Origin of the sequence: Achromobacter sp. Root83 (assembly GCF_001428845.1) — a bacterium.
In the GTDB taxonomy this organism is placed as follows: Bacteria; Pseudomonadota; Gammaproteobacteria; order Burkholderiales; family Burkholderiaceae_B; genus Achromobacter.
The window spans coordinates 403,393-417,005 of record NZ_LMIU01000022.1; the positions used below are offsets into that span (position 1 = coordinate 403,393).

17 protein-coding genes are annotated in these 13,613 nt (G+C 66.0%); 13 read left to right on the top strand and 4 right to left on the bottom strand.

What is annotated here, in order from left to right; translation table 11 throughout:
* Nucleotides 1-31: 31 nt before the first annotated feature.
* A complete protein-coding gene (locus ASE30_RS17565) occupies nt 32-760 on the top strand; it encodes an SDR family NAD(P)-dependent oxidoreductase (RefSeq protein ID WP_057285555.1) in 729 nt (242 codons plus the stop codon).
* Nucleotides 761-804: 44 nt separating this feature from the next.
* Here ASE30_RS17565 and ASE30_RS17570 read toward each other — a convergent pair whose 3' ends face one another.
* Nucleotides 805-1,587, bottom strand: coding sequence for an IclR family transcriptional regulator (locus tag ASE30_RS17570; RefSeq protein WP_057285556.1), 783 nt, complete (start codon nt 1,585-1,587; stop codon nt 805-807).
* A 197-nt stretch (nt 1,588-1,784) separates the two neighbouring features.
* On the opposite strand from ASE30_RS17570, the gene ASE30_RS17575 reads away from it, so the two are divergent.
* The 6 genes from ASE30_RS17575 to ASE30_RS17600 are packed head-to-tail and all read left to right on the top strand — an operon-like array spanning nt 1,785 to nt 5,633.
* On the top strand, nt 1,785-2,474 hold the full coding sequence (locus ASE30_RS17575; RefSeq protein WP_057285557.1) for a 3-oxoacid CoA-transferase subunit A: 690 nt from the start codon (nt 1,785-1,787) through the stop codon (nt 2,472-2,474).
* Nucleotides 2,471-3,115 carry a 3-oxoacid CoA-transferase subunit B gene (locus tag ASE30_RS17580; RefSeq protein ID WP_057285558.1) on the top strand — a complete coding sequence of 215 codons (645 nt, stop codon included), beginning with the start codon at nt 2,471-2,473 and terminating at the stop codon, nt 3,113-3,115. Before ASE30_RS17575 ends, ASE30_RS17580 begins: the two co-directional genes overlap by 4 nt.
* A gap of 55 nt (nt 3,116-3,170) precedes the next feature.
* Nucleotides 3,171-3,446 (top strand): muconolactone Delta-isomerase, encoded by a 276-nt coding sequence (gene catC / locus ASE30_RS17585; protein ID WP_057285559.1) that lies wholly within the window; start codon nt 3,171-3,173, stop codon nt 3,444-3,446.
* A gap of 12 nt (nt 3,447-3,458) precedes the next feature.
* Nucleotides 3,459-3,755 carry a YciI family protein gene (locus ASE30_RS17590; RefSeq protein WP_057285560.1) on the top strand — a complete coding sequence of 99 codons (297 nt, stop codon included), beginning with the start codon at nt 3,459-3,461 and terminating at the stop codon, nt 3,753-3,755.
* Nucleotides 3,756-3,807: 52 nt separating this feature from the next.
* A complete protein-coding gene (pcaD, locus tag ASE30_RS17595) occupies nt 3,808-4,587 on the top strand; it encodes a 3-oxoadipate enol-lactonase (protein ID WP_057285561.1) in 780 nt (259 codons plus the stop codon).
* A gap of 5 nt (nt 4,588-4,592) precedes the next feature.
* Nucleotides 4,593-5,633, top strand: coding sequence for a cyclase family protein (locus tag ASE30_RS17600; RefSeq protein WP_057285562.1), 1,041 nt, complete (start codon nt 4,593-4,595; stop codon nt 5,631-5,633).
* 70 nt (nt 5,634-5,703) lie between these two features.
* Here the strand turns inward: ASE30_RS17600 and ASE30_RS17605 are convergent, their stop codons facing one another.
* Complete coding sequence (locus ASE30_RS17605; RefSeq protein WP_057285563.1) at nt 5,704-6,024, bottom strand: PsiF family protein; 321 nt, start codon at nt 6,022-6,024, stop codon at nt 5,704-5,706.
* A 269-nt stretch (nt 6,025-6,293) separates the two neighbouring features.
* Between ASE30_RS17605 and ASE30_RS17610 the strand changes: the two genes are divergently transcribed.
* From ASE30_RS17610 to ASE30_RS17620, 3 genes are all read left to right on the top strand, one after another.
* Nucleotides 6,294-6,635: an FxLYD domain-containing protein gene (locus ASE30_RS17610; protein WP_369819335.1), complete on the top strand. Its 342-nt coding sequence runs from the start codon at nt 6,294-6,296 to the stop codon at nt 6,633-6,635.
* Nucleotides 6,636-6,815: 180 nt separating this feature from the next.
* On the top strand, nt 6,816-7,466 hold the full coding sequence (locus tag ASE30_RS17615) for a carbonic anhydrase (RefSeq protein WP_057285565.1): 651 nt from the start codon (nt 6,816-6,818) through the stop codon (nt 7,464-7,466).
* A gap of 103 nt (nt 7,467-7,569) precedes the next feature.
* Nucleotides 7,570-8,169, top strand: a complete 600-nt coding sequence (locus tag ASE30_RS17620; RefSeq protein ID WP_057285566.1) for a glutathione S-transferase — start codon at nt 7,570-7,572, stop codon at nt 8,167-8,169.
* 134 nt (nt 8,170-8,303) lie between these two features.
* Here the strand turns inward: ASE30_RS17620 and ASE30_RS17625 are convergent, their stop codons facing one another.
* Entirely contained in the window at nt 8,304-9,272 is a 969-nt protein-coding gene (locus tag ASE30_RS17625) for an AraC family transcriptional regulator (protein WP_057285567.1), read from the bottom strand.
* 92 nt (nt 9,273-9,364) lie between these two features.
* Between ASE30_RS17625 and ASE30_RS17630 the strand changes: the two genes are divergently transcribed.
* Nucleotides 9,365-10,198, top strand: a complete 834-nt coding sequence (locus ASE30_RS17630) for an oxidoreductase (RefSeq protein WP_057285568.1) — start codon at nt 9,365-9,367, stop codon at nt 10,196-10,198.
* Nucleotides 10,199-10,304: 106 nt separating this feature from the next.
* Nucleotides 10,305-10,889: a hypothetical protein gene (locus ASE30_RS17635; RefSeq protein ID WP_057285569.1), complete on the top strand. Its 585-nt coding sequence runs from the start codon at nt 10,305-10,307 to the stop codon at nt 10,887-10,889.
* A gap of 105 nt (nt 10,890-10,994) precedes the next feature.
* Here the strand turns inward: ASE30_RS17635 and ASE30_RS17640 are convergent, their stop codons facing one another.
* Nucleotides 10,995-12,332: a DUF3100 domain-containing protein gene (locus tag ASE30_RS17640; protein ID WP_057285570.1), complete on the bottom strand. Its 1,338-nt coding sequence runs from the start codon at nt 12,330-12,332 to the stop codon at nt 10,995-10,997.
* A gap of 301 nt (nt 12,333-12,633) precedes the next feature.
* On the opposite strand from ASE30_RS17640, the gene ASE30_RS17645 reads away from it, so the two are divergent.
* A complete protein-coding gene (locus ASE30_RS17645; protein ID WP_057285571.1) occupies nt 12,634-13,599 on the top strand; it encodes a LysR family transcriptional regulator in 966 nt (321 codons plus the stop codon).
* The last annotated feature ends 14 nt before the right edge of the window (nt 13,600-13,613 follow it).

Here is a 13,613-nt window from a genome sequence, read left to right on the forward strand (position 1 = left end):
TTGGGTAGTGTTTTTTTGAACGGAAATTGATATGAGCAAACCGACCGCATATCTCGTCACCGGCGGCAGCGCCGGGATCGGCGCCGCCATCATCCGCATGCTGCTGGATACGGGCCACACCGTGGTCAACATCGACTACCGGCTGCCCGAGAATCCGCCGGCGGGACTGGTCTCGTATCAGGCCGATCTGACCGACGAAGCGCGCACGAAGGAAGTTGCCCGCGAAGTCACCAGCGCCTACAACATCGTGGGCCTGGTGAACAACGCCGGCGCGACCCGTCCCGGCACGGCCGACACGGCCACGCTGGCAGACCTGGACTATGTGGTGAACCTGCACCTGCGCACCGCGCTGATCCTGGTGCAGGCGGCGCTGCCCGCCATGCGCGAAGCGGGCTTCGGCCGCATCGTCAACATGTCGTCGCGCGCCGCGCTGGGCAAGCCGGACCGCGTGGTCTACTCGGCCACCAAGGCCGGCCTCGTGGGCCTGACCCGCACGCTGGCCATGGAGCTGGGCGGCGATGGCATCACCGTCAACGCCATCGGCCCCGGCCCCATCGCCACCGACCTCTTCACCAAGAGCAATCCGGCGGGCGCACCGCAGACCGAACGCATCATCAACAGCATCGTCGTCAAGCGTCTGGGCACGCCCGAAGACGTGGCGCGCGCCGCCATGTTCTTCCTGTCGCCCGACAACGGCTTCGTCACCGGCCAGATGCTGTATGTCTGCGGCGGCACGACGCTCGGCGTCGCCCCTATCTGAGCCCGGCCGCCATGTCCGTCCTGCCCGACCTCGCCTTGCGCCGCCTAGCGGCGCAGCAGCGCGTGGTTGATCTGGTCGGCGGCGTGGCGCAACGGCGGCAGGAACGCCGCCAGCATGGCCTCGCGCGAAAAACGGTTTGCATGCCCGCTGACATTCATGGCCGCGATCACGCGGCCGCTGCGGTCCATGATCGGCACGGCAACCGATTGCAGGCCCGGCTCCAGCTCCTGCGCCACGCAGGCGTAGCCGTCCTCGCGCACGCCGGCCAGCACACGCTTGATCTCGGCGATGTCGGTGACGGTCTCCGCGGTGTAGGACTGGATCTGGCTCATCGCCAGCACCCGGTCCAGCTCGGCTTCCGGCAAGCCGGCCAGCAGCACGCGGCCCATCGACGTCACCCACGCCGGCAGCCGGCTGCCGACCGCCAGGTTGATCGTCATCACCTTATGCGTGGACAGGCGCAGGATATAGACGATGTCCGCGCCTTCCAGCACGGACACGGAACACGACTCGCGCGTCTGCTCGGCCACTTCTTCCATGTAAGGCAACGCCAGGTTCCACAGCGGCGTGCCCGACAGGTAGGCGTAGCCCAGCTCCAGGATGCGCGGCGTCAGCGCGAACTTGCGCTCGTCGACCGTCACGTAGCCCAGGTGTTCCAGCGTCAGCAGGATGCGGCGCGCGCCCGCGCGGGTCAGCCCCGTCACGGCGGCCACTTCGGACAGCGTCATCTGCGAACGGTCGGGGCCAAAGGCCCGGATCACGGACAGGCCGCGCGCAAAGGATTGCACGTAGCTGTCGCTGGGTTGCTGAGGATCTTGCTCGGCCATCCGTCTTCTGTACCCAAGAGTGAAAAGCTCGCCGCAGGCGAGCCGTCCGTTGCCCCTTTCGGGCAACGCCGAATGATGGAGAGTGCAGCGCGCGGGCATGCCTTGACGCCCTGCGGTCCCCATGAAACGATGTTCTTCAGAAGAACGGAAGTTCTAATGAAGAACAAATTATGACACGCCACCTATGAGCGAACATCATGATCTCTAAGCTTGTTGCAAGCGCGGCGGCCGCCCTGGCGGACGTACCCGACGGCGCCACCGTCATGATCGGCGGCTTCGGCACGGCCGGCCAGCCCATGGAACTGATAGACGCCCTGCTCGAGCAGGGCGCCAAGGACCTGGTCATCATCAACAACAACGCCGGCAACGGCACCACCGGCCTGGCCGCCCTGCTGGGCGCCAACCGCGTCCGCAAGATCATCTGCTCGTTCCCGCGCCAGGCGGACTCGCAGATCTTCGACGGTCTGTACCGCAGCGGCAAGCTGGAACTGGAACTGGTGCCCCAGGGCAACCTGGCCGAGCGCATCCGCGCCGCCGGCGCCGGCATCGGCGCCTTCTTCACGCCCACCGGCTACGGCACGCCGCTGGCCGACGGCAAGGAAATCCGCGAAATCAACGGCCGCCACTACGTGCTGGAATATCCCCTGCACGCCGACTACGCGCTCATCAAGGCCGAGCGCGGCGACCGCTGGGGCAACCTGGTCTACCGCAAGACCGCCCGCAACTTCGGCCCCATCATGGCCAGCGCCGCGCGCGTCGCCGTGGCGCAGGTGCGTGAAGTCGTGGAACTGGGCGAACTCGACCCCGAAACCGTCGTCACCCCCGGCATCTTCGTCAAGCGCGTCGTGCAGATCGCAGCCCAGCCGGCCGCCAAGGAGCAGCAATGAGCACCAAACTGACCCGCGACCAGATCGCCGCCCGCGTCGCGCAGGACATCCCCGAAGGCGCCTACGTCAACCTGGGCATCGGCCTGCCCACGCTCGTGGCCAACCATCTGCCGGCCGACCGCGAAGTCATCCTGCACACTGAAAACGGCATGCTGGGCATGGGCCCGGCACCCGCCAAGGGCCAGGAAGACTACGACCTGATCAACGCCGGCAAGCAGCCCGTGACCGAACAGCCCGGCTGCTCGTTCTTCCATCACGCCGACTCGTTCGCCATGATGCGCGGCGGCCACCTCGACATCTGCGTGCTGGGCGCCTTCCAGGTGTCGCAGCACGGCGACCTGGCCAACTGGCACACCGGCGCGCCCGACGCGATTCCCGCCGTGGGCGGCGCGATGGACCTGGCCATCGGCGCGAAAGACGTGTTCGTGATGATGGAACTGCAGACCCGCGAAGGCCAGAGCAAGCTGGTCGAGGCTTGCTCCTACCCCTTGACCGGCGTGCGCTGCGTATCGCGCGTGTACACGGACGTGGCGGTGTTCGACATCCGCGCCGATGGCGTGACGGTCACCGACATGTTCGGCGATACCACCGCCGACGAACTGCTGCGCCTGACCGGCCTGCCGCTGAAGTTTTCCGCTTAAGTCCTTTGCCTATAAGCCCCCCGGCGCGCCGGGGCGGCATCATGGAGATTCCGTCATGTTGTTCATGGTTCAAATGCAAGTCAATCTGCCCGTCGACATGCCCGCCGACCGCGCGGACAAACTGAAAGCCGACGAAAAAGCCCTGGCGCAGCAACTGCAGCGCGACGGCAAGTGGAAGGAACTGTGGCGCGTCGTCGGCCGCTATGCCAACGTCAGCATCTTCGACGTGGAAAGCAACGACGAACTGCACACACTGCTGTCGTCCCTGCCGCTGTTCCCGTACATGGACATCGAAGTCACCGCGCTGGCCCGCCACCCCTCGGCGATCTGACAGGAGCATCGCATGCCTTACATCATCGAAACCTTCGACAAGCCCAACCACCAGGAAGTGCGCCAGCAACATCGCGCCGCCCACCTGGAATACCTGGACGCCAACAAGCAGCTCCTGCTGGCCTGCGGCGCCAAGCTGCAGGACGACGGCAAGGACGCCGGCGGCGGCCTGTACATCGTTGACCTGGATACGCGCGAAGCCGCGCAGCAGTTCATCGACGCCGACCCGTTCGCGCAAGCCAATCTCTTCGATCGCGTGACCATCACGCGCTGGCGCAAGGCCTACCTCGACGGCGCCTGCCACCTGTAATGCCCACGCGGCCGCCGTATGCGCGGCCGCGGCTTCATCCAAGGAATCCCACATGTCTTATGCCGAACTCAGCCAGGCACGGCTGTACTACGTCATCGATGGCCCCGCCGACGCGCCGGTGCTCGTGCTCTCCAATTCGCTGGGCACCTGCTCCGACATGTGGGCCCGCCAGATCCCCGAACTGAGCAAACATTTCCGCGTCCTGCGCTACGACACCCGCGGCCACGGCAAGTCCTCGATCCCCGAGGGCGAGTACACCTTCGAACAGCTTGGCAACGACGTGGCGGAACTGCTGGCGCACCTGGACATCAAGCGCGCGCACTTCTGCGGCCTGTCGATGGGCGGCCCCACCGGCCTCTGGCTGGCGTTGGCCCGTCCCGAACTGATCGGCAAGCTGGTCCTGTGCAACACGGCCGCGCGCATCGGCTCCGCCGAAGGCTGGAGCGCCCGCATCGCCGCCGTGGCGGACCAGACCCTGGAAAAGATGGCGCCCGCGCTGGTCGAGCGCTGGCTGACCGACGGCTACCGCGCCGCCGAACCCGGCCTGACGCAGGTGCTGATCGACATGCTCCGCCGCACGCCGGACGCGGGCTACTCGGGCAACTGCGCCGCGCTGCGCGACGCCGACTTCCGCGAACAGGTGTCGTCCATCAAGGCGCCCACGCTGGTCATCGGCAGCACGCACGATCTGGCCGCCACGCCCGCGCAAGGCCGCGAGCTGGCCGCCGCGATTCCCGGCGCGCGCTACGTCGAACTGAACACCTCCCATATCTCCAACTGGGAGCAACCGGAAGCCTACACCCGCGCGCTCGTCGACTTTCTGACGGAGTAAGCCGCATGCAACGCTGGAAGCACCGGCCCGAAGGCTCCAATTGGGGCGACTTCGGGCCCGACGACCAACTCGGCCGCCTGAATCTCATCACCGAAGAACAGGTCCTGAAAGGCGCGCGCGAGATCCGCGCCGGCAAGACCTTCTGCCTGTCGCTGCCGCTGGACCTGCCCGGCGGCAACGTGCTGAACCCGCGGCGCCATCCGCCGCAGCTCAGCCCCACAAAGCTCAAGGACACGCCGTACCTGAACTTCCCGCTGAAGAACGTCAACCCCGATGCGGTGGACGTGCTGAGCGACGACCAGGTGCTGTTGTCCATGCAGTATTCCACGCAGTGGGACGCGCTGGCGCACGTAGGCGCCCTGTTCGACGCCGATGGCGACGGCAAGCCCGAGCTGCGCTACTACAACGGCTTTCAGGCTGGCGTCGACGTGGTGGGCCCGGCCGACGGCGACCACACCGGCTGCGGCTGCAACAGCGGCGGCCCGTCGGCCGCGCTGAAGCTGGGCGTGGAAAACCTGGCCCAGAAGGGCATGCAGGGCCGCGGCGTGCTGGTGGACCTGTTCCGCCACTACGGCGCGGGCCGCACCCTGATCGGCCATGCCGAACTGATGCACGTGCTGGAAACGGACAAGATCGCGGTCGAACCCGGCGACATGCTGGTGCTGCGCACCGGCTACGCCGAGGCCGTCGTCGCCATGAACGGCACACCCGACCCCGATGTGCTCCACACCTACGGCGCCGCGCTGGACGGCACCGACGCGGCCCTGCTGCAATGGATCACGGACAGCGGCATCGCCGCCATCTGCGCCGACAACTACGCCGTGGAAGCCTATCCCGCCCGCGAAAAGACCGGCCCGCGCGCCATGCTGCCGTTGCACCACCACTGCCTGTTCAAGCTGGGCCTGCCGCTGGCCGAGCTCTGGTACCTGAAGGACCTGGCCGGCTTCCTGCACGCCAACGGCCGCCACCACTTCATGCTGACCGCGCCGCCGCTGCGGCTGCCGCATGCGATCGGTTCGCCGGTCACGCCCATCGCGACTGTGTAAAAGCAGGTTTGCGATCAGGGCAAAAAAAAGCGCCAGACAACCGTCTGGCGCTTTTTTCTTGCCGCAGCGTTCAGCCCTTCAAGCAGGTGCTCATGAACGTCTTGCGCAGGTCGCCGGTCAGCTTCTGCTCGCCGGCCTTGGCATTGCAGTCCTTCATCCTCTGCTGCTGCGGCGTCAATTGCTTGGCGGGCTCTTCGCCCTTCAGGCAGCTGCTCATGTAGGCCTTGCGGTCGTCGCCCTTCTTGCCTTCCGCGGACTTGTTGCAGTCCGCCATGCGCTGCTGCTGCGGCGTTGGCGTCTTGGCGGGAGCGGCGGGCGTCTGAGCGTGGGCGCCGGCAAAACATGCGGACAACAGGATGGCCGAGGCCAACTGGCTGGTACGGGAAAGCATGAGTTCCTCCCTTGAGCGCCCGCCGGCGTGGTGACACGCGCAAGGCCGGGCTGCACGATCCGCCGGCCAAGGCGCCGGCCAGGTCATCATCGAACAAACCGTACGGCTTCGCAATAACCGGCGCAACCTGTTACCCATTCATCCATCTGACCCGTTGTGCCCCGGCCTGGAAAGGAGTGAGATAGGCGTACCCCGCGATACGGGGTGAAGCAAACCCCGGGCGCCATCCGCAAAGCGCGTCCCCTGCGCCGGGGTTCGAGGAGAACACCGTGAAAAAACTCGCCCTTGCCGTACTCGCGATGCTTGCCGGCCTGGCCGGCCCCGCCGGCGCGCAAAGCCTGGCCTATGGCATCACGCTAGGCAACGTCCAGGCCGTGCGCGACACCAACCAGAACCTGTCCACCATCACCGGCTACCTGGCCAACCAGTCCGCGCGCCCCGTCAACAGCGTCCTGCTGACCTACGTGCTGTACGACGCGCAAAACAGGGAAGTGGGCCGGCTGCAAGAAGACGTCATCGGCCCCCTGGCGCCTGGGCAGATCAAGGTCGTCAAGGCGGTCACGCCGCTGCAATTCTCGCGCGTCACCGCGCTGGAGGTAGCCGCCCGCTAAGGCGGGAACCTGAGCGCGGACAAAAACCCTTTCCATGTCAGGGTTTAGACAGGTGGCTGTAGGGCCAGTTATGGGAAAATCCAGACTGCCGACTCGATAAAAGGGGCTTCCACACGAAGCCCCTTCTTGCGTATGCCGGCGCGCCAGCAAGCCTGGCCACGTTACTAGGAAGTGAAGATCATGTTTCCCAAAAGACTCTCTGAAGGCTACCAATCATTCCTGGACGGCCGTTTCCACTCGGAAAGCAGCCGTTATCAGAAACTGGCCGAAATCGGCCAAAGCCCGGAAATCCTGATCATCGGCTGTTGCGACTCGCGCGTATCCCCCGAAGTCATCTTCGATGCAGGCCCCGGTGAAATGTTCGTGGTGCGCAACGTGGCCAATCTTGTGCCGCCCTGCGACCCGGACTCGGAATCCTCGTACCACGGCACCAGCGCCGCCATCGAATTCGCGGTCAACGGCCTGAACGTCAAGCACATCGTCGTGCTGGGCCACGCCTCCTGCGGCGGCATCCGCTCGTTCTTCGACGACGCCAAGCCGCTCACCAAGGGCGACTTCATCGGCAAGTGGATGTCGCAGATCGAGCCCGTGGCCGAACGCCTGGGCCCCGGCACCGGCGACCGCCAGGCCAACCTGAAGCGCCTGGAACTGGCCACGGTCGAACACAGCCTGAACAACCTGATGACCTTCCCGTCCATCCGCCGCCGTGTCGAAAAAGGCGAGCTGGAACTGCACGGCACCTACTTCGGCGTAGCTACCGGCGTCCTGTTCCTGCGCGACCCCGCCACCGGCGAATTCGTCCCCTGCCAGGAAACCGGCATCAAGGAATAGGCGGCGCGCCTGAAGCACCGGCAGCTTCGCGATCTGCCCCTGTCGGCTGGACAGCGCCCGCGCCCTGCGCAACACTGGCGCCTCTCCACCGACAAGGATCCTCATGAAAATCTTCTACTCGCCCGCTTCGCCCTTCGTGCGCAAATGCATGGTCATCGCCCATGAACTGGGCCTGGCCGACCGCATTGAAAAGCTCCCCAGCGCGGCCGGCCCCGTTGCCCGCGACCTGACCATCATCCCGGCCAACCCGCTGGGCCAGGTGCCGACCTTCATCACCGACGACGGCCAGATCCTGTTCGACAGCCCCGTGGTCTGCGAATACCTGAACGATCTCGGCGGCGGCCCGTTCTTCCCCACCGGCAAGACACGCTGGCAGGTGCTGACGGAACAATCGATGGGCGACGGCATGCTGGGCGCGGCGCTGCTGGCCCGCTATGAAACCGTGCTGCGCCCCGAAGCGCTGCGCTGGGACGGCTGGGTGGAAGGCCAACTGGGCAAGGTCCGCGACGGACTGGCGCTCATCGAGAAGAACGCCGCCGGCCTCGAAGGTCGACTGGACATCGGCACCATCACCATCGGCTGCGCGCTGGGCTACCTGGATTTCCGCTTCCCCAGCCTGGACTGGCGCGCCTCGCACCCGGCCACCGCGGCCTGGTACGAAACCTTCAGCCAGCGCCCGTCGATGCAGGCCACCAAGCCCTGACCCGGCTGCGGACCGGCGCATCCGCCTGCAAGCCCCTGACCGATTCCAGCAGGGGCTTTTTCAATTCAACTAAAGCCAGCACCACGTGGCGAGCCTGGCCGAGGCACTCGCACTCGGACGGACGGTCTGCCGCTTCAGTGAGACGACACATAGGTCGTGTTCGCAAACGGCGGAATGGCGAAGCCTTCTCGCATGCGTCGGGCCTCTGCTGCGGGCGTCAGGCCAAATAGACGTTTGAACTCGCGGCTGAACTGGGACGGGCTGGTATAGCCCACCGCCTGGCTCGCCGTCTCTGCCGTCAGGTCATGCCGCACCATCAGCAGGCGCGCCTGGTGCAACCGCGTTGATTTCACGTACTGCATGGGCGAGACCTGCGTGACAACCTTGAAATGGCTGTGGAAGCTCGGCACGCTCATGCCCGCTTCGTCCGCCAGTCGTGCCACGTCAAGCGGTTGCGCGTACTCAGCATGGATGAGACGCAAGGATTTTCCGATTCTTCCAAACTGCCCTCGCAAAGACAGCGCTTCGCGCATCGAGCTGCCCTGCGGGCCTGTCAGCACCCGGAAATACAGCTCGCGCAACAGTCCCGGGCCCAGCACGGCGGCCTCCAGCGGCCGGGTCATGGCCTGGACGAAGCGCAGTACGGACGCGCGCATTCCGCCGTCCATCGGGGTCGACAGCATGCTTTGAGGCGCCTGCACGGGCGTTGCCAGGCCGGCGCTGTCAATTTGCGCCGCCAGTTCGGCAGCCAGTGCGAAATCAAGATGGAGGTACAGCGCAAGCAAGGGGGACTCGGGCGTAGCGTCGGTCTCCATGCTGAATGGCACCGGTACAGACACGGCCAGGTAATGCTGTGCGTCGTACAGGTACAGCCGATTACCGAAATAGCCGCGCTTGCGGCCTTGGCAGACGATCACGATGCCAGGGTCGTACAGCACGGGCGTGCGCGCCAGCGCCCTGTCGGCGCGCAGCACCCGCACGCTGGGCAGCGGTGTCAGGTTGTAGCCTTCGTTGGGGGCCAGGCTGCGCAGCAACGCCACCATGGATTTTTCAGAAGAGGCGGAGCCCTCTTCATAGTGCAGCGCAGTCGGTGTCGCGCTCATAGTTTTATGCAATAAAAGTCGCGGAATCTGGCTTATTTTTGGCAATTGTGCAGACTACCATGCACTCTCCAATGACATCCGAGAGAAGTTGCATGACATCCTCCAAAACATTGCTCATCACGGGCGTCAGCAGCGGCTTTGGCCGCGCTCTTGCCGAAGAAGCCCTGGCCTCCGGTCACCGAGTGGTCGGAACGGTGCGTAGCGAGCAGGCCAGAATCGCGTTCCAGGCCTTTTCTCCCGGCGCGGCTATTGGCCGCAAGTTGGACGTGACCGACTTCGACGCCATCGACGGCGTCGTGGCGGATATCGAGGCCAGCGTCGGCGCCATTGATGTTCTGGTCAACAACGCTGGCTACGGACACGAAGGCGTCATGGAAGAGTCGCCGTTGTCCGAAATGCGCCGCCAGTTCGATGTGAACGTGTTTGGCGCGGTTGCGATGATGAAAGCTATCCTGCCTTTCATGCGCCGGCGCAGACGTGGCCACATCTTGAACATCACCTCCATGGGCGGCCACATCACCATGCCGGGCATCACCTACTACTGCGGCAGCAAGTTCGCGCTGGAGGGTATTTCCGAAGCCTTGGGCAAAGAGGTGCAGTCCTTGGGTATTGCCGTGACGGCGGTTGCGCCGGGATCGTTCCGCACCGACTGGGCGGGTCGATCCATGACACGAACACCCCGATCCCTCGCGGATTACGACCCGATCTTCGACCCCATCCGCCAAGCCCGCGAGGAGAAAAGCGGCCGGCAACTGGGCGATCCCCGCAAGGCCGCGCGTGCAATGCTCGCAGCTATCGCCGCGGATCACCCTCCCGCACACCTGCTGCTGGGCAGCGACGCACTCACGCTAGTACGGGGCAAGCTATCCGCCTTCGCGCAGGAAATGTGCGCCTGGGAGACGACCACGGTCTCGACGGACGGTTGATGCTCCACCACGTGACCTGTGTGGCGAGGAGGCTCCTCTGTTACAGTGAACTCGTAACTGGCTGGACGGACCAACTCATAGGCCAACCACGACAGGGAGCACCCGCATGAGCATTGCTGCGATCTCCGCCATTCCCCGCGTTGCCGCGCCCTACCCGGCGCGCGTGCCGATGCTGGATGAAACCCGCCCCTCCTGGGAAACCGAACGCGCGGCAGAGAGCTACGCGGCCCGGCTGGCCCAGCGCGCCGCGCAGGCCCAGGACGCCCGGGAAGCCCAGCGCATCGAACGCGCCCAGGCCGCCAAGGCGGCCGCGCGCAGCCACGAAGCAAATCCGGTCCGCGACCGCGCCGACTCGGCAAGCGAGCCGCTAGCCATCGGTGCTGCGTCCGCCAGCATCGACGAACTGCGCGACCTGTACGCGGAATCCAGGATGCGGCGCGCGGTCAAGGACTTTGCCGCCCAGCCCGGCCCGCTGGCGCAGCGCGCCGGCAGCGCCAATGACCTGGGCACCATCGAAGGGCTGACCCCGCTGCAACCCTACCGCGTGGCGATGGGCAATCCGCAGGTGCAGGAACTGCAGACCGCCGTCGCCATGAAGGCCGCGGGCATCGGCATTCCCAAGGTGGCCAACATCGGCGCCACCGAAAACGTCACCGACAACGCGCGCTACCGTCCCGGCGCCGCCTTCTGATTGCTGCCTGCGGGCAAGGCGGGATATCACCGCTGACGCCAGCCCGCTGCCTCAATGAAAAAAGCCGCCTGACCCCAGGCGGCTTTTTCGTCAGGCGTAACCAGATCAGTGGAAGAATTCAGCGATCATCGTGGCGCCCATGAAGGTGCCGGCGTTGGCGGCCAGCGACACCACCACGATCTTCCAGCCCAGCTTGCGGAAGGCGGGCAAGTCCTTCAGGATCGACAGGCCGGCCATGGCCAGGATCACCGTCGTGAACGGCAGGAAATTCACCTTGCCGACCAGCGCGATGATCTGGTCCGAGTACGGCAGCACGCCGGGGCAGCCGGCCGTCATGGCGATCAGCGACAGCACGAACACGGCGGGCAGCTTGGGCACCACGCGCAGGATCAGGTCGGTGATGACGACCAGCAGGATGATGATGCCCATGCCGGGCAGCGCGTCCGCGAACGGCACGTTGTAGCCCAGGCGGTTGCCCACCAGCGCGAACAGGCCGCAGATGACATAGGCCGTCAGACGGTCGCCAAAGCCCATCTTGGCGCTGTGCGCGGGCACGTCTTCCGACACGCTGTTGTCCACGGCGGCCTCGTCGGCCTTGCCGCGCGAGAAGCGGCCCAGCACGGGTTCCAGCTTGCCGTACAGGAAGATGGTCGTCGGCAGCGAAATGAACAGCGTGAAGTACACGCCCACCACGGTGGTCAGCAGGTTCGCGGCGGCGGCCAGGGCGGCGACCTGATGGGCCATCTCGGGGGTCTGCTGCGAGGCGATGGCGCCCACGCCGGCGGCCATCATGCTGCCCGATCCCACGCCGGCGCCCATGGCGAGCGAACGCGGATCGAAGATGTTCAGGCTGGTGATGAAGCCGGCCATCAGCGCGACGAACAGCGCGCCGATCACGGTGCCCGTGATGTACTCGGCCATCACGCCGCGGCCTTCCGGCGAATTCATGCCGTAGCGCTCGCCGATGATCGCCAGGCTGGGCTCGCGGCCCACCGAGAACGTGGCGCCGATGGCCTCGCGCTTGATGCCCAGCAGCAGCGCCAGCGGCAGGCCGATGGCCATGGTGCCGAAGAAGTGGCCGAATTCCTGGAACACGAGCGCCCAGCCGGCCTCGCGCACCTGCGGCAAGGCGCCGCCCACCATCAGGCCGAGCTTGGCCAGGAACGGCAGCAGCGCGTATTGCAGATAGCCGCTGATGCGGGTCTGCATGGCGCGGTCGATGCCCGCGCCGACGGGCAGGCGTTGGCCGAAAGCGGCCACGATGGCGCCGATGAAGATGGCCCACAGCATCGGCTGCAGAATGATCTTGCCCGGGCCCACCGCAAAGGTGACGCTGCCGATCGCTTCCGAGATCACCACCACCAGCAAGATGGCGGCAAGCATGCGGATGCGGCCGGATAGCGGCATGGAGGGCGCGGCCAGGCTGGCGCTGGCGTGAGACATCGGATTCCCCTGAAGAACGTGAATAGTAGTCGTGGCGGCTCGCCGCAGACCTGCCGGGGGTGCCTGGCCCGGGTGAACCGGACCGGCGCGCCCGGACGCGGCGGCGGCGTGGGCAGCAGACAAGGATTTTCACCGGGGCTCTGCCGGGCGAACCATGACACCGCCCGCGCATAAGTGTTGCGTAAAATGCAACGGATATGATTTTCCTGGGAGATTTTTGCACGGCAACGCGAATATTAGGGGTAAACCCTAATCTCGATCCGTGTATCTCCCGCTGCACTTGCGCCAGGAAGGCCACGCCATGGATGAAAAACTCGACGCCCGCCGCACCCATTACTTCATGCAGGTCATGAGCCGCGGGTCGGTGCGCGGCGCCGCCGAAGTGCTGGACATGGACCCGTCCGCCGTCAGCCGGGCCATCGCCGCGCTGGAGCGCGATTGCGGCATGGCGCTGTTCGAACGCCGGGGACGCGGCGTGGTGCCCACCGACGCCGGCCACATCCTGGCCCGCTACGTGAAGCGCCAACAGAACATCCAGGAGAGCTTCTTTTCCGAGATCGACAGCCTGCGCAAAGCCGAACGCGGGCACATCGACCTGGTGCTGGGCGAAGGTTTCGTCGAACTCATGTTCGACCGAGTCCTGCCCGGCTACTGGCGCAGCCATCCGGAGGTCACGCTGGACATCGATGTCGCCCGCACGTCGGAAATCGTCCAGCGCATCGTGGACGACCGCGCCTATATAGGATTGGTATTCCAGCCGCCCACCGACGCGCGCCTGCGCACGCACTACTCGCGGCCCGAGCCCATACGGGCCATCGTGCGCCAGGACCATCCGCTGACGCGGCTGGGGCGTCCGCTGCTGCTGACCGATCTGGCCGACTACCCCGGCGCATCCATGCAAGAGGGCTTTGGCGTGCGCCAGCACATCCAGGCCGCCGAGATCAGCGAACAGGTGCGGCTGCACAACGTGCTGACCACCTCGTCCTTCAAGGCACTGTGGCAGTTCGCCGCGGCGGGCATCGGCTATGCGCTCACGCCCCCCATCGCCGTCACCGCCGACATGCGAGCCCAGCGGCTGGCCAGCCTGCCGCTGGCCAACCCCATCCTGAACCAGGGCAGCCTGCACGTGCTCAGCCGCGCCGGCCGCCACATCTCCCCCGCCGCGCGCGAGCTGCTGGAGCACATCGTGCGCGGCATCGGCGCCCCGGCCGCCGCGGCATCGGCCGCCGCGGCATCGGCCGCCGCGCCAACTGATACGCCCGGTTAAAGCGGATCTGCACC